Annotated in this window: 14 protein-coding genes; all 14 read left to right on the top strand. The window is 44.8% G+C overall.

Features of this window, described 5'->3' with window-relative positions; all coding sequences use genetic code 11:
- The first annotated feature begins 56 nt into the window (after positions 1 to 56).
- The 14 genes from purC (at position 57) to pcrA (ending at position 16,738) form a co-directional block, all read left to right on the top strand.
- Positions 57 to 779, top strand: a complete 723-nt coding sequence (gene purC / locus B5354_RS03100; protein WP_079525812.1) for a phosphoribosylaminoimidazolesuccinocarboxamide synthase — start codon at positions 57 to 59, stop codon at positions 777 to 779.
- Positions 767 to 1,012: a phosphoribosylformylglycinamidine synthase subunit PurS gene (purS, locus tag B5354_RS03105; protein WP_079525813.1), complete on the top strand. Its 246-nt coding sequence runs from the start codon at positions 767 to 769 to the stop codon at positions 1,010 to 1,012. Before purC ends, purS begins: the two co-directional genes overlap by 13 nt.
- The gene (purQ, locus tag B5354_RS03110; RefSeq protein ID WP_079525815.1) at positions 1,013 to 1,696 is read left to right on the top strand and encodes a phosphoribosylformylglycinamidine synthase subunit PurQ; all 684 of its coding nucleotides are present in this window, start codon (positions 1,013 to 1,015) and stop codon (positions 1,694 to 1,696) included. It abuts the gene before it with no gap.
- Positions 1,680 to 3,908 carry a phosphoribosylformylglycinamidine synthase subunit PurL gene (gene purL / locus B5354_RS03115; protein ID WP_079525817.1) on the top strand — a complete coding sequence of 743 codons (2,229 nt, stop codon included), beginning with the start codon at positions 1,680 to 1,682 and terminating at the stop codon, positions 3,906 to 3,908. Before purQ ends, purL begins: the two co-directional genes overlap by 17 nt.
- Complete coding sequence (purF, locus tag B5354_RS03120; RefSeq protein ID WP_079525819.1) at positions 3,884 to 5,296, top strand: amidophosphoribosyltransferase; 1,413 nt, start codon at positions 3,884 to 3,886, stop codon at positions 5,294 to 5,296. Before purL ends, purF begins: the two co-directional genes overlap by 25 nt.
- 17 nt (positions 5,297 to 5,313) lie before the next feature.
- On the top strand, positions 5,314 to 6,336 hold the full coding sequence (gene purM, locus B5354_RS03125) for a phosphoribosylformylglycinamidine cyclo-ligase (RefSeq protein WP_079525821.1): 1,023 nt from the start codon (positions 5,314 to 5,316) through the stop codon (positions 6,334 to 6,336).
- Entirely contained in the window at positions 6,333 to 6,911 is a 579-nt protein-coding gene (gene purN, locus B5354_RS03130) for a phosphoribosylglycinamide formyltransferase (protein WP_079525823.1), read from the top strand. Before purM ends, purN begins: the two co-directional genes overlap by 4 nt.
- Complete coding sequence (gene purH, locus B5354_RS03135; RefSeq protein ID WP_079525825.1) at positions 6,908 to 8,446, top strand: bifunctional phosphoribosylaminoimidazolecarboxamide formyltransferase/IMP cyclohydrolase; 1,539 nt, start codon at positions 6,908 to 6,910, stop codon at positions 8,444 to 8,446. The genes purN and purH overlap by 4 nt, the downstream gene beginning before the upstream one ends.
- 18 nt (positions 8,447 to 8,464) lie before the next feature.
- The gene (gene purD, locus B5354_RS03140) at positions 8,465 to 9,724 is read left to right on the top strand and encodes a phosphoribosylamine--glycine ligase (RefSeq protein ID WP_079525827.1); all 1,260 of its coding nucleotides are present in this window, start codon (positions 8,465 to 8,467) and stop codon (positions 9,722 to 9,724) included.
- A gap of 687 nt (positions 9,725 to 10,411) precedes the next feature.
- Positions 10,412 to 12,157, top strand: coding sequence for an adenine deaminase C-terminal domain-containing protein (locus tag B5354_RS03145; protein ID WP_176142393.1), 1,746 nt, complete (start codon positions 10,412 to 10,414; stop codon positions 12,155 to 12,157).
- Between the two features lie 39 nt (positions 12,158 to 12,196).
- Positions 12,197 to 13,234 carry a DUF3048 domain-containing protein gene (locus B5354_RS03150; RefSeq protein WP_079525831.1) on the top strand — a complete coding sequence of 346 codons (1,038 nt, stop codon included), beginning with the start codon at positions 12,197 to 12,199 and terminating at the stop codon, positions 13,232 to 13,234.
- A gap of 16 nt (positions 13,235 to 13,250) precedes the next feature.
- Positions 13,251 to 13,553, top strand: a complete 303-nt coding sequence (locus B5354_RS03155; RefSeq protein ID WP_079525832.1) for a YerC/YecD family TrpR-related protein — start codon at positions 13,251 to 13,253, stop codon at positions 13,551 to 13,553.
- A 200-nt stretch (positions 13,554 to 13,753) separates the two neighbouring features.
- On the top strand, positions 13,754 to 14,440 hold the full coding sequence (gene pcrB, locus B5354_RS03160) for a heptaprenylglyceryl phosphate synthase (protein ID WP_079525834.1): 687 nt from the start codon (positions 13,754 to 13,756) through the stop codon (positions 14,438 to 14,440).
- A gap of 63 nt (positions 14,441 to 14,503) precedes the next feature.
- Entirely contained in the window at positions 14,504 to 16,738 is a 2,235-nt protein-coding gene (gene pcrA, locus B5354_RS03165) for a DNA helicase PcrA (RefSeq protein WP_079525836.1), read from the top strand.
- Positions 16,739 to 16,753 lie beyond the last annotated feature (15 nt).

The following is a 16,753-nucleotide window of genomic DNA, read 5'->3' on the forward strand; positions in this document are numbered from 1 at the left end:
TGACCAGGTCACGCAACCTCTGGTCATCCATAATATTCCAAGTGAGGTGTACGTGTATGAAGGGTTCTCTTTTGTATGAGGGCAAGGCGAAGAGGGTTTACCATGTTGAGGGTGAGCCGGAACAGCTTATTTTATCTTATAAGAATGATGCCACTGCATTTAATGGCAAGAAGATGGATCAATTTGAAGGCAAAGGGCGTCTGAACAATTTGATCGCCTCAAAAATCTTTGATTATTTGAAACAGAACGATATATCCTCTCATTTTATTAAAACGCTGAATGATACCGAGCAGCTCGTGGAAAAAACGACCATCATTCCCCTTGAAGTGGTTGTCCGTAACATTGCAGCCGGCAGTATTACGAAAAGACTTGGTATACGAGAAAAAGAGCCTTTTAATCCCCCGTTAGTTGAACTTTTTTATAAGAAAGATGAATTAGATGATCCGATTATTAACGATCAGCATGCTTATCATTTAACAGATGTAAATAAAGAAGAACTTCACTTTATTAAAGAAAAAGCACTTGAAGTAAATGCACTATTAGCTAATTTATGTAAACGGACAGGGCTTGACCTTGTCGACTTTAAGTTAGAGTTTGGTCGGCTGGCTGACGGAACGATTGTCCTGGCTGATGAAATTTCTCCTGATACTTGCCGCCTTTGGGATGATGAGACAGGTGAGAAAATGGACAAAGATGTGTTTCGGGAAAACCTTGGTGACTTAATTTCAGTATATGAAACGATTCTGCAACGACTGGAGGAGTACACATGCGAAAAGTAAAAATCTATATCACTCTTAAAGAAGGTGTCCTTGATCCCCAAGGAAAAGCAGTTCAGCATTCCCTGCATTCTCTAGAATATAAGAACGTCGGTGAAGTAAGAATCGGTAAATATATGGAAGTTATGCTGGAGGACGATGGGAATATTGAACAGCAAGTGGATAAAATGTGTGACCAGTTGCTGGCTAACCCTGTTATTGAAGATTACTCGTACACGATCGAGGAGGTTGTCTAAGTGAAGTTTGCTGTCGTTGTTTTTCCAGGATCGAACTGTGATCGGGATATGGCTTTTGCTATTACGGAAGCTTTAGGTCAAGAAGCGGATCTAGTATGGTATCAGGAAGCAAATCTATCAGACTACGACGGAATTCTTTTGCCAGGCGGCTTCTCTTATGGGGATTATTTACGCTCCGGAGCGATCGCTTCTACTTCAGAGATGATTGAACAAATCCGCCAGTCGGCTGAACGAGGTAAGCCTGTACTCGGGGTTTGCAATGGGTTTCAAGTGCTGCTTGAGATGGGCTTGCTGCCGGGTGCTATGCTGCCTAATAAAAACTTGAAGTTTATGTGCCATGACGAAACACTTATCGTAGAAAATAACCAAACTTTGTTCACTGATTTTTATCAGGATAAGGAAGAAATCAGCATCCCGATCGCTCATGGAGATGGAAACTATTATTGCGATGAAGCAACGTATCGAAATTTACGAGACAATCGGCAAATTGTCTTTACGTATGGTTCCAACCCGAACGGCTCTGTCGCTGATATCGCTGGAATTACCAATGAGCAAGGCAATGTACTTGGAATGATGCCCCACCCAGAGCGCGCCGTCGATGCGTTAGTGGGAAGTGAGGACGGCCTTCGTTTATTTCAATCAATTTTGACACACTGGAGGAATAACCATGCCATCAATGCTTGAGATCAGTCCAGAACAAATTGAACAGCAGCAGCTATATCGCGACATGGGATTGAGTGATGAAGAGTTTCAATCCATTACACAAATTCTTGGACGCCGCCCTAACTATACGGAAACCGGACTCTTTTCGGTCATGTGGTCCGAACATTGCAGCTACAAGAATTCCAAGCCATTATTAAAAAAGTTTCCTACCCAAGGTCAGCACGTCCTTCAAGGGCCTGGAGAAGGTGCCGGGATTATTGATATCGGCGACGAGCAAGCCGTAGTTTTCAAGGTTGAAAGTCACAATCACCCTTCAGCTGTTGAACCATATCAAGGCGCGGCAACTGGGGTTGGAGGGATCTTGCGTGATGTGTTTTCGATGGGAGCGCGTCCTGTGGCTTTGTTAAATTCACTCAGGTTCGGTTCATTGAAACGTCCGCGTGTTAAATATTTATTTGAGGAAGTCGTTCGCGGGATCGCTGGATATGGTAACTGTGTTGGTGTTCCAACAGTTGGCGGCGAGGTGCAGTTCGACGACGCCTACAACGGGAACCCGCTCGTCAATGCGATGTGTGTCGGCTTAATCGATCATAAGGATATTCAGAAAGGGATCGCGGCAGGTATTGGAAATACGGTCATGTACGTTGGAGCAAAAACCGGCCGCGACGGTATTCATGGCGCTACTTTTGCCTCAGAAGAATTATCCGAAGAGTCTGAAGAAAAGCGTCCATCCGTTCAAGTTGGTGATCCATTTATGGAAAAACTGTTAATCGAAGCTTGTCTTGAAGTGATTCATCACGATGCGTTAGTTGGTATCCAAGATATGGGGGCAGCTGGTCTCACGTCTTCTGCTAGTGAGATGGCGAGTAAGGCGGGAACAGGCATGTTGATGAATATGGACCTGATTCCTCAGCGCGAAGAGAAGATGACGGCATACGAAATGATGTTGTCTGAGTCGCAAGAACGTATGCTTCTCGTAGTGGAAAAAGGACGCGAGCACGAAATTGCAGACGTGTTTCGCAAATATGATCTAGAAGCGGTATCTGTTGGTGAGGTAACTGAGGACAAGCGTTTCCGTCTTGAGCATCACGGGCAAATCGTTGCGGATGTTCCGGTTGATTCACTAGCTGAAGATGCGCCCGTGTATCATCAACCATCGACTGTCCCTGCTTACTATCGGGAGTTTCAAGAAATGGAGACCTATCATCCAACCGTTACAAATTATGGTGAAACATTAGGGGACCTCCTGAAGCAACCGACAATAGCTAGTAAAGAGTGGGTCTATGATCAATACGATTCCATGGTTCAGACCAATACAGTAGTCAGACCGGGTTCAGATGCTGCTGTCGTGCGCGTACGCGGCACAGACAAGGCTCTGGCTATGACAACGGACTGTAATTCCCGCTACATTTATTTGGATCCTGCAACAGGCGGCCAAATTGCAGTAGCAGAAGCAGCTCGTAATATTGTATGCTCCGGCGGCCGGCCGCTTGGGTTAACGGATGGTCTCAACTTTGGATCACCAGAGAATCCGGAGATCTTCTGGCAAATGGAAAAGAGCGTCGATGGAATGAGTGAAGCTTGTACGGCACTTGGCACACCAGTGATCAGTGGTAATGTTTCTCTTTATAACGAGTCGTTCGGCGGCCAGGCTATTTATCCAACGCCAGTTGTTGGAATGGTCGGCTTAATTGAAAAAACAGAGCATATCACACGTTCCAGCATGAAGCAGTCAGGAGACCTGATCTATGTCATTGGTGAAACAAAGCCGGAATTCGGCGGCAGTGAGCTTCAAGGGATGATGGAAGGTCGGCATTTTGGAAAAGCGCCTGAAATTGATTTACAAGTGGAAGCAGCACGTCAAGAAATTCTGCTGCGAGCGATTCAACAGGGGCTTGTTCAGTCAGCGCATGATATTTCTGAAGGCGGACTTGCTGTAGCGCTTGCAGAAAGCCTTTTTGACCAAGAACTTGGTTGTGAAGTGAAAGTGTCGGGCGATGTCATCGCTGCCCTCTTCTCCGAATCACAATCTCGTTTTATCGTATCCGTTTCTCCAGAAGATCAACAGGCATTTGAGGCAATGGTCAGTGAGGCCCGCTTAGCAGGGGAAGTAACGAAAGATGGAATGTACCGTATTAAGGAAAATGATGAAGTCGTCGTGGAAGAGCAGACAAGGGAATTAAAGCAACTATGGAAAGGAGCTATTCCATGCTTGGTGAAATCAAAGGCTTAAACGAAGAATGCGGCATTTTTGGTGTTTGGGGTCATCCGGAATCGGCACAGCTGACTTATTATGGACTTCACGCTCTTCAGCATCGTGGTCAGGAAGGGGCGGGGATCGTCACTTCAGATGGAAAACACATGAAAATAGCGAAAGGGCATGGCTTAATCAATGATGTGTTCTCGCAGGATCAGTTAGACGAACTTGAAGGTTCTGCCTCCATTGGTCATGTTCGTTATGCTACAGCCGGAGATGGAAGCTATGAGAATATTCAACCGTTAATGTTTCGTTCGCAAACAGGCGGACTTGCTCTCGCTCATAATGGCAACCTAGTCAATGCTCAAGCTTTGAAAGGTCAGCTTGAGGCTCAAGGGTCTATTTTGCAAACGACTTCTGATACAGAGGTCGTTGCTCATCTAATTAAGCGGGCTGGACATGTTCCAGTTGATGAAGCCATCTGTCAGGCACTGTCCATGATTAAAGGAGCTTATGCTTTTCTCATGATGACAGAGGACAAGTTGTTTGTGGCCAATGATCCGCGCGGGTTAAGGCCGCTGTCTATCGGTTACCTCGGTGATTCATGGGTTGTGTCTTCTGAGACGTGTGCCTTTGACATTATTGGGGCCAGTTATGAACGTGAAGTACAGCCAGGGGAACTGATCGTAATCGATAAAAATGGCTTAGAATCCAAACGTTTTGCCGCTCCGATCCAACGGACACTTTGCTCAATGGAACATGTTTATTTTTCCCGTCCTGATAGTAACCTGGATGGAAAAAATGTTCACGCCTCCAGGAAGAGAATGGGCAAGGCTCTGGCTGATGAAGCTCCGATTGAAGCGGATGTTGTGACAGGGGTGCCTGATTCAAGCATATCAGCAGCTATCGGTTATGCAGAAGCAGCTGGACTGCCCTATGAACTCGGCCTAATTAAAAACCGCTACGTTGGACGGACTTTCATTCAGCCCTCACAGGAGCTTCGTGAACAAGGTGTGAAGATGAAATTGTCGGCTGTTCGGGGTATTGTCGAAGGGAAACGTGTGGTAATGGTCGATGATTCGATTGTGCGCGGGACAACAAGCCGCCGTATTGTCAAAATGCTCAAAGAAGCTGGTGCATTAGAGGTACATGTACGCATCGCTTCCCCCCCTATTGAAAACCCGTGCTACTACGGAATCGATACATCAACGAGCGGTGAGTTGATTGCAGCGAACAACTCTGTCGAAGAAATCGAGAAGCAGATAGGGGCAGACAGTTTAGCTTATTTATCTGTTGATGGGTTAAATCAGTCTATATATGAAGGTAATGAATCGCTTGAACACGGAGGTTGTATGGCTTGCTTTACGGGCAACTATCCAACAGAAATTTATCCGAACACCGTTTTACCATATGAGAAAGCCTAGTGAAAGGGGGAACTGACGTGAGTCAATCATATAAACAGGCCGGTGTAGATGTAGAAGCAGGCTATGAAGCAGTCGACCGTATGAAAAAACATGTGGCTAGAACGATGCGCCCAGAAGTTATTGGCGGACTGGGCTCGTTTGCAGGGCTTTTTGACATCAGTTCAATGAGCTATGAGCATCCCGTTCTTGTTACAGGAACTGACGGAGTAGGCACGAAACTGAAGCTTGCTTTTCAAATGGATCAGCATGATACGATCGGCATCGATGTCGTCGCAATGTGTGTCAATGACATTGTCGCCCAAGGAGCAGACCCGCTTTTATTTCTTGATTATATTGCGTGTGGTAAAAATGAACCCGATAGAATTGAGCAGATCGTAAAAGGAATCTCAGACGGCTGTGAACAGGCAGGCAGCGCGCTCGTTGGCGGGGAAACTGCCGAAATGCCGGGCATGTACCAGTCAGATGAATACGATTTAGCCGGTTTTGTTGTCGGAATGGCAGATAAGGAAAAGTTGATTACAGGGCAGCAAGTTCAAGCTGGCGATGTATTAATCGGCCTGTCTTCAAGCGGTGTACATTCAAATGGTTTTTCGCTAGTCAGGAAAATCATTGAAAGCCAGGAGCTTGACCTCAAGTCCATCTATGCTCCTTTTGACAAACCGTTAGGGAAAGTTCTTTTAACCCCTACGAAAATTTATGTGCAATCGATTCATGCATTAAAGCAAGCCGTCTCTATAAAAGGAGTGGCCCACGTGACAGGCGGCGGATTCTATGAAAATATTCCGCGTATGCTCCCACACGGCATGGGGGTCAGTATTGACAAGACGAGCTGGAGTGTCCTGCCGATTTTTGAATTTCTCCGTGAACAAGGTGAGTTAACGGATGAGGAGATGTTTGGAGTCTTTAACATGGGGATCGGTATGGTTGCTGTTGTGCCTGAACAAGATGTTCCAGCATCACTAGAAGCCCTTAATAATGCAGGAGAAAAAGCACAGGTGATCGGTCATGTCACAGAGCAGGAAGGAATCCACTGGTCATGATAAATCTAGCAATCTTTGCGTCGGGAACAGGTTCGAATTTTGATGCGATCATGGATGCAATTGAAAGCGGAGAGCTTGAGGCCAGGGTATCTCTGCTTGTCTCAGACCGGATTGATGCCGGCGTCATTGAGAAAGCACAAAGGAGACAAATCGATACCGTTGTATTCAATCCTAAATCTTTTGCAAATAAAGAAGCTTTTGAAAAGGCACTTCTCCATGATTGTAAGGATAGAGGAGTGGAATGGATTGTTCTAGCGGGTTATATGAGACTCATCGGTCCAACTCTGCTAACGGCATACGAACACCGAATTCTTAATATTCATCCGTCTTTGCTGCCAGCTTTCCCAGGTAAAGATGCAATTGGTCAAGCCTTTGACAGTCAAGTTAAGGTAACCGGTGTAACGGTTCATTACGTCGATGATGGCATGGACACGGGTCCTATTATCGATCAGGAGGCCGTCCGCATCCATGAACAAGATACAAAAGAAGATATAAAACAAAAGATTCAAGCTGTTGAACACGAATTGTACCCGCGTGTCATCCAGTCATTAACGATCAAGGAGGAGTCCAGATGAGCACGAAAAAACGCGCCCTGTTAAGTGTATCCAACAAGCAAGGATTAGCAGCTTTTGCAAAGAAATTAATTGAACTAGATTATGAACTTGTCTCTACAGGAGGAACAAAGCGAGCCATTGAAGCGGAAGGTCTTCCTGTTAAATCTATTTCCGAGATTACAAATTTTCCTGAAATTATGGATGGGCGTGTAAAGACGTTACACCCATCTGTTCATGGCGGTCTGCTTGCTAAAAGGGGCAGCGACGAGCACATGAGCCAGCTGGATGAACTGGATATTCAAACGATCGACCTTGTAGCTGTCAATTTGTATCCTTTCAAAGAAACGATCGCAAAAGAAGGAGTTACAGAAGCTGACGCCATTGAAAATATCGATATTGGCGGGCCGACGATGCTGCGGTCTGCTGCGAAAAGCTTTGAGGATGTAGCTGTTGTCGTAGATCCAGCCGATTATGAGCAAGTTATCACGGGGTTGCAGGAAGGGGAACTAGCCTTTGAAGCACGTAAGAAGCTAGCCGCAAAGGTGTTCCGTCACACGGCCAATTACGATGCTATGATCGCTGAATATTTCGCAGAAGCAGTGGAAGAAGTGTACCCGGAAACCTATACGGTGACTTATGAAAAAGTACAAGGCTTACGATATGGGGAGAACCCTCATCAAACAGCTGCTTTTTATCAGAAAGCGAATTACGGTGGAGCCTCCTTGGCTCAGGCTAAGCAGCTAAATGGTAAAGAGCTTTCCTACAACAATATTCAGGACGCTAATGCGGCTTTGGACATTGTGCTGGAATTCGAAGAGCCGGCAGCAGTTGCTGTGAAACATATGAATCCGTGCGGTGTTGGGACCGGGAATACGCTTTTTGAAGCATATGGCAAAGCTTATGCGGGGGATCCAATTTCGATTTTTGGCGGGATAGTAGCCTTAAACCGTGAAGTTGATGAAGAAACGGCAGCAAAATTGAAGCAAATTTTCCTAGAGATTATTATTGCTCCTTCTTTTAGTCAGGAGGCTCTCGATTTACTAACACAGAAAAAGAATCTTCGGTTACTTGAAATAGAAATGAAGAAACCTGAAACGCCATCTCATAAGCTTACTTCTGTAAATGGCGGCTTGCTTGTTCAGGATACAGATGAAGGGTCGCTTGAAGATGTGGAACTAGAGATAGCGACTGAGCGTCAGCCAACTGAACAGGAACTCAAAGATTTAGCGCTCGGCTGGCAAGTAGTCAAACATGTGAAATCCAACGCGATTGTCGTTGCAAAATCCGATCAAACGCTGGGAGTTGGTGCTGGGCAAATGAATCGTGTCGGAGCAGCGAAAATTGCTCTTGAGCAAGCTGGTGAGCAAGCGGAAGGAGCTATTATGGCGTCCGATGCGTTCTTCCCGATGCCGGATACAGTAGAAACGGCGGCTCATGCGGGCGTGAAGGCGATTATTCAGCCAGGTGGTTCCAAACGTGATCAGGATTCGATTGATGCTTGTAATCAACATGGAATAGCCATGGTATTTACAAAAATGCGCCATTTCAAACATTAAACAGGGAGGAATATGACCATGAACATCCTTGTGATTGGACGCGGAGGGCGTGAGCATAGCCTTATCCAAAAGTTTTCCGAAAGCTCACAAGTTGAACAGATCTATGCAGCTCCTGGAAATGCTGGTATGGAAAAGCAAGCTACTCGTGTTCCTATTCAGGAAACGGATCAGGATGGACTTGTTGCCTTCGCTAAGGAGAATCAAATTAACCTGACAATTGTCGGGCCGGAGAACCCGTTACTTGATGGCGTTGTCGATCGATTTCTGGAAGCGGATCTTCAAGTTTTTGGTCCAACGAAAGCCGCTGCACTAATAGAAGGAAGTAAGCATTTTGCTAAGCAGCTTATGAGAAAATACGACATTCCAACTGCGGATTATCAGGCATTTACTGAGGCAAGCCAAGCTAAGGCGTACATTCATGAACAAGGAGCTCCCATTGTAGTTAAAGCAGATGGTTTGGCAGCTGGAAAAGGTGTGGTAGTCGCTGAGACAGTAGAGGCCGCATGTGAGGCTGTCGATGATATGCTGCTTGACGGGCAATTTGGAGAGGCGAGCCGGGAAATCGTCGTAGAAGAGTTTCTGCAGGGGACAGAGTTTTCCTTGATGGCCTTCGTAAAAGGGGAGCATGTTTACCCTATGGTCACAGCTCAGGATCATAAGCGTGCTTATGATGGAGATCAAGGTCCTAATACAGGAGGGATGGGTGCTTTTGCTCCTGCTGCTCATATTCCCTGGGACGATTATGATTATGCAGTAGAGTCGATTCTGAAAAAGACAGCTTCGGCCCTTGTAGCGGAAGAACGTTCGTTTACAGGTATTCTATACGCTGGCCTTATTCAGACAGATGCCGGTCCCAAAGTCATTGAGTTCAATGCCCGATTCGGAGACCCGGAAACTCAAGTGGTTATGCCGCTTCTGGCGAATGATCTTGCTCAAGTTATAGTAGACGTACTGGCAGATAAAGATCCAAATTTAACGTGGTTTGAGCAGGCGTGTGCTGGGGTTGTTGTAGCTTCTGCCGGTTATCCGGGGAAGTATCAAAAAGGTGTCTGTTTACCGCAGTGGGCTGAGCACGGTGTTTTCTCTATTCATGCTGGTACAGAGAACGATGATGACAGGTATATAACGAGTGGCGGAAGAGTCCTGCTTGTAGGGGCTGTTGCTCCTGTGCTTGAAACGGCTCTTACGTCTGTTTACCGTTCATTAACGCCTTTTGACGACCATGATGGATTTTTCTATCGAAAAGATATTGGAAGACTGGTCCAAGCTAGGCCGTAAAAATAATTGATTTCTCTTGAACAATATACACGTAAAGAATCCGTCCAATCGGGCGGATTCTTTATATTCAAATGACTGAATTTCATAATCCTCAGCTTTTGCCACCCCCATTTCGTTAATGAGAGCAACGGGACCATCTTAATAAAAACGGAGTTGTAAAAGGCTAGGGATTGCTTCAACGTACACTAAGAACGGCATACAAGGAGATTCGGTTAAAGCCAGGAACAGAGGATTGTACATAACTATACCTCTTAAGTAAAAAGACGAAGGATGTGCTGTTTTAGCGGAGAAAATATACGCAGACTCCTGCGGGAGGGAAGGCCTAGGTGAGACCTCGCAGTGCGCCAGCACAAGAAGGCTCAACAGCCGCCCGCGGAAAGCGAAGTATATTTTCGTAGCGGTTTTTATCCGCCGATTATAATTTTTAATTAGTTCGGAATTTTCATTTGATAAAAACACTTTTGATTCAACTTTACGTAAAGAGAGTTACCACCTTCTTCTCATCCAGATAATGGAATGGTTGAATTTAATAATGATTGTGGAGCAACACGAATAGAAAGTGATCTATTAGTGTTTATTTTTGTGAAAGAGCCTTTATGAAATTGACTCAAAGATATGAACTTTTCTGCTTAGCGAAGTTGACACTCATGTGTTAAGATAGAAAAAATGAATCAGGGAGGCTCTTTAGTGAATGAACAACGCTTCCGTTGGCGGAATAGGCAGCTTCGAGAACATGTAGCTGTCGTGGAAGGAAAACTTGCGCCGACTAAACTAATCAAAAACACAACCTACTTAAATGTCTTCGTAAAGAAATGGATGACCGGTCATATTTGGATCTATGAAGATCGGATTATCTATTCAGGTCCGGAGCTTCCCCCTCTGACGGATGGAACGGAAGTCATTGATGGTCAGGACAGTTATGTGGTCCCGGGCTATGTTGAACCACATGTCCATCCTTTTCAGTTATACAATCCTCACAGTTTAGCTGAGTATGCTGTAAGGACAGGAACCACAACCCTGATTAATGATAACTTGATGTGGCTTTTTTTAACGGACAAAAAGAAAGCGTTTTCCTTATTGGAAGACTGCGCTGAATTGTCCGCTTCTATATTTTGGTGGGCTCGCTTTGATTCACAATCCGTCCTTCAGGATGAGGATCAAGAGAATTTCAATAGTCAGGTGTTATCCTGGCTCAATCATGATGCTGTGATACAAGGCGGGGAATTGACAGCTTGGCCTGATGTACTTCATGGCGGTGATGATCAGATGCTTCATTGGATGCAGGAAGCGAAGCGGTCACGCAAGCCTTTAGAAGGCCATTTACCCGGAGCTTCATGGAAAACGTTAGTGAAAATGAAACTGCTTGGACTTGATTCAGAGCATGAATCGATGACGGCAGATGAAGTAATAGAACGACTGACACACGGATATCAAGCGGGCCTGCGCTATTCATCGATCCGTCCGGATTTGCCGGAGATATTGCAAGGGCTTCTTGAAAAAGAGTTAACTAATTTTGATAAATTAATGTACACAACGGATGGAGCCACACCTGGCTTTTTAACGGATGGATTGATCAATGTTTGTATAAAGCTTGCCATTGAAGCAGGGGTGCCTGCTATTGAAGCTTACTTGATGGGATCCTATTATCCTGCTCGTCACTTTGGCATAGAAAATCGGGTAGGCAGTCTTGGTCCAGGCCGCGTTGCCCACTTGAACTTTCTATCAGATCCAAATGATCCAACCCCCCATTCTGTATTAGCAAAAGGAGAATGGGTAAAACGTGATCATGAAGATGTAGCATCGGATTCAAAAGTGAGCTGGAAGAAAAATGGAATAGCCCCCCTCGAACTTGACTGGGAGCTGACGGATGATGATCTCCAATTTTCGATGCCAATTGGTATGGAAATGGTAAACGAGGTCATCATGAAGCCTTACGCCATCGATAGTGATGTGTCGGTAGACCGTCTGCCAACCGAATCGAAAGAGGCGTTTCTAACGCTGCTTGATCGTGAAGGAAAATGGCATGTCAATACACTGTTAAAAGGGTTTACAGATTCGCTGGGCGGTCTTGTGAGCTCCTATTCGAATACAGGTGACTTTATTTTAATAGGGAATTCAAGAGAGGACACAAAGTTAGCTTTTGACCGAATGAAAGAATTAGGCGGCGGTATTGTCCTCGCTGACCAGGGGGAGATAGTCTATGAACTTCCACTTCCTCTTGGCGGGATGATGTCCGATCTATCGATGTCATCTTTAATAGAGGAGGAGCATAGACTAAGAGAGCACCTTAACTTTTATGGATACGCCTTCGGGGATCCAGTGTATACGCTGCTCTTTCTATCAGCCATGCATCTTCCTTATATCAGAATTACTCCACAGGGAATCATGGACGTGAAAAAGAAAGAGGTACTCTATCCTGCGATGATGCGTTAAAATAAAGAAGAATATACAGGTGCAAAGGGAAGGACGTTAATGAAAAACATCGTATGGTTTATGGCGACAGCCGTATTTATGTTGATTCTGACTGCTTGTGCGAATCCAGCAGAAGATGAGAGTAAGCAGGAAAATCAAGACAAGAAGGAGAATTCTGTAGAGGAGACAGAACAATCAAAAGGGACGAGCTATGAGAACATTTATCCGTTGACCGGGGAACCAACTAATGATTCGGTGGACCATCGAGTACTTTCTGTAATGGTAAATAATCATACAGACGCTCGTCCTCAGACAGGATTAAGTCAAGCAGATATTGTATATGAGGTATTAGCGGAAGGACCGATCACACGATTTCTAGCTCTATTTCATAGTCAAACACCTGATGTCATTGGCCCGGTGAGAAGCGCACGTCCTTATTATTTTAAGTTAGCAGCGGGATATGATGCCCTGTACGTCTATCATGGTGCTGCATCTTTTATTAATGGAATGGTTCATGCAAGCGGGGTTGATTTTGCCAATGGTGCCCTATACGATAACGATGGGAAACTATTTAAGCGCTCCACAGATCGAGAGGCTCCTCACAATTCATATTTCTTAACTTCAGGGGTAGCAGATCTATTAGCGAACAAGGGATATGAAACAACAAAAGAAGTAAAACCTCTGCCGTTTGCAGATAAACCGTCTAGTAAAGGAAACAATGCAAAGCAGGTTTCAGTAGTCTATGACGAGAGAGAAACTGTGACGTATACGTATGATGCCGCCAGTGAGCAGTACAAACGTTCAAGTGATGGAGAACCTACTGTCGAGAAAGAAACGGGAGACCGTATTACCGTGGATAATATCTTTATTGTCAAAACCGAGCACCAGGTAGTGGATGATGCTGGACGCCGTGAAATTGATTTAACGTCAGGCGGTGAAGGTTATTTAGTACAAAAAGGGCAAATTATTGAGGTGAAATGGGAGAACCGAAATGGTAGAATACTGCCTTATAAAGATGGAGAACTTGTCAGTTTCGTTCCAGGTCAAACATGGGTTAATATAGTTCCAGATCAATCAGGGATCGTGACTGCTGAATAAAAGGAGGGGTGTCATCGTGCAAATTGATAAACTACGCGGCAAAACACTAGATCAGCTTTTCGAAGCGATTCTATCGCTGAAAGATGTGGAGGAATGCTACGAATTCTTCGATGACTTAGCGACAATGAATGAAGTTCAGTCTTTAGCACAGCGTCTGGAAGTAGCACGCATGCTAAGAGAAGGCTTTACGTATCATAAGATTGAAACGGAGACAGGTGCTTCAACAGCGACGATCTCACGTGTGAAACGGTGTTTGAATTATGGAAACGACGCATATACGAAAGCGTTGGATCGCGTTCAGGGAAAACAAACTAAATAATGTAATGATAGAGGCTGTCCTTGTTAACGGGGCGGCCTTTTTTGTATGGTATTTTAATAAAGGCTGGCTAGAAGAGTAGAAACATAACTATGAAAAAGGGTCAGATTTTTCCTCGATAATTACCGAATATGAGTTCGTTCTGACAGGGAATCTTTGCTATAATATATGAATGGATAAAAGGTTATGGAGGAATTTGTGCGGTGTACAATAACGTGAAAGAATGGAACCATGTTTTTAAACTAGATCCGAATAAACAGCTTTCTGACAGCGATCTTAACTTGATAGGAAAATCGGGAACGGATGCCGTTATTATAGGGGGAACCGATGGTGTTACCTATGAGAATGTGACGGCTTTGCTCATGAGAATGCAAGCCTATAAGCTGCCATGTCTGCTTGAGGTGTCAGCACTTGAGGCGATTTCTCCGGAGTTTGATAGCTACTTGATTCCGATGGTGATGAACAGTCGAGAGAAACGCTATATGCTTGATGTACAGCATGAAGCCGTGAAGCAATACGGTGACTTTATTGAATGGAAGGACATGCTTGTCGAAGGGTATTGCGTGATGAATGAACAGGCGAAGGTTTTTCAGGCAGCTAACTGTACGCTTCCGGATCAAGAAGATGTGATTGCTTATGCGCGGATGGCTGAACACATGTTTCACCTGCCGATTTTTTATTTGGAATACAGTGGACAGTTTGGTGATGTGAACCTAGTACGCGAGGTTGCAGAGCAGCTTGATCAGACGCTGCTATTTTATGGCGGAGGAGTCCGTTCTGCAGCTGATGCACGACAAATGAAACCATACGCTGACGTGCTTGTCGTTGGTGATATTATATATGAAAATATTCAAGCCGCCCTTGAAACGGTACAGGCTTGTACAGAATAAAAAGACGGGTTTTTGTCAGATGTCTCTTTTCATGCTTAACAATTTAGAAAGGTTGGTGTCCACATGACGCAAGCAATGAATCCCTTACTTAAAGGATTGAATGAACAGCAACGAAATGCGGTGACTCACACCGAGGGACCACTGCTGATTATGGCCGGAGCCGGAAGTGGAAAAACACGAGTTTTAACCCATCGTATCGCATACTTACTGAGTGAGAAGGATGTTTCTCCTCGCAATGTATTGGCGATTACGTTTACCAATAAAGCTGCACGCGAGATGAAAGAACGAGTCGAGGCATTAGTGGGACCTGAAGGTGAAAAAATCTGGATGTCCACGTTTCACTCGATGTGTGTCCGAATTTTAAGGAGAGATATTGATCGAATCGGGTATGACCGGAATTTTTCAATCCTCGATTCGAGTGACCAGCTCTCCGTGATCAAACAGGTGTTGAAGGAACTGAACCTTGATCCTAAAAAGTGGGATCCGCGAGCAATGCTTGGGGCAATCAGTAATGCCAAAAATGAATTACTGACACCCGAAGATTACACTCGTGAAGCAGCGAGTATTCATGAAGAAAAAATTGCCGAAGTGTACACTGGCTACCAGAAGAAGCTGCGTAAGAATCAATCACTCGACTTTGATGACTTAATTATGCAGACATTGAACCTGTTTGATCGTCTTCCTGAGGTGCTCGAGTATTATCAGCGTCGCTTTCAATATATTCATGTTGATGAGTATCAGGATACCAACCATGCCCAATACCAGCTTGTAACCCATCTATCCAGCCGTTATCAGAATTTATGTGTAGTCGGGGATTCTGACCAGTCGATTTATCGCTGGCGAGGTGCCGATATTAAAAACATTCTTTCATTTGAAAAAGATTACCCAAGTGCACGAACCATTATGCTTGAACAAAATTATCGCTCAACAGAACTTATTTTGAATGCGGCAAACAATGTGATTGACAATAACAGTGGACGTAAAGCGAAGAATCTCTGGACAGATAACACGGGCGGGAACAAGATTCTGTATCATGAGGCAGGCACAGAGCGCGAAGAAGGATTATTTGTGGCCGACAATATTGAAGATCTAGTTCGCAGCGGCCGCTTCCAGTACAAGGATATTTCCATCTTGTACCGAACGAATGCTCAGTCCCGTACGATTGAAGAAACCTTCGTAAAAGCAGGGATCCCTTACCAAATGATTGGCGGCACGAAGTTCTATGACCGTAAAGAAATTAAGGACTTGCTTGCCTATTTACGTTTGATTTCTAACCCAAATGATGATTTGAGCTATCACCGAGTCGTGAATGAACCAAAACGGGGAGTGGGGAAGACAAGTCTTGAAAAACTGCAAAGCTATGCAGCAGATCACGATATTTCTCTATACGAAGCTTCAGCAGAAATCGACTTTGTCGGCGTTAGTGCGAAAGCAGCTAAATCAATTATGAACTTCTATACGATGATTCGAAACTGGACACAACAGCAAGAATTTTTATCTGCAACCGACATGGTCCAAGAAGTCATTGATAAGACAGGCTATGAAGAGATGCTTCAAAATGAGAAAAGTCTCGAAGCTCAAAGCCGTTTAGAGAACATTGAGGAATTCAAATCGGTCACGAAAAATTTTGAAGAAAACAGTGAAGACAAGACGCTCGTAGCCTTCTTGACAGATCTTGCTCTGATTGCTGATATTGACCAAATGAACGAAGACCCGACGAGTGATGATACGGTAACGTTGATGACACTTCATTCTGCAAAAGGCCTGGAATTTCCGGTTGTTTTTCTAATCGGAATGGAGGAGAATGTCTTTCCACACACTCGATCTCTCATGGACGATGAAGAGATGGAAGAAGAGCGGCGTCTCGCGTATGTAGGAATTACGCGTGCAGAACGCCAGCTGTTTATGACCCATGCTAAAATGCGCACACTATATGGTAGAACCAACATGAATCCAATCAGTCGTTTTATTAATGAAATACCGGAGGATCTCGTAGATGGAAAAGAAGAACGGGAAGAATTGCCCTTTTTCAATAACAGACGGGAGTCAACAGCTTTTTCTTCCCAGACACCTCAACAAGCACCGAAACGGGCAGCGAAAAAGGTGGAAAAAGGTTCTTCAGGCGGTGAAAAAATTGCCTGGAAGCCAGGGGAAAAAGCGAGCCACAAGAAATGGGGAGAAGGGACTGTCGTTAAAGTCCAAGGAGAAGGTGACGCCATGGAACTTGATATTGCCTTCCCAGCCCCAACAGGAATTAAGCGTCTTCTGGCTCGATTTGCACCGATAACGAAAGCGTAAGGATGTGGAGCGATA

The sequence above is a fragment of the Halobacillus hunanensis genome (genome assembly GCF_900166655.1).
In the GTDB taxonomy this organism is placed as follows: Bacteria; Bacillota; Bacilli; order Bacillales; family Halobacillaceae; genus Halobacillus_A; species Halobacillus_A hunanensis.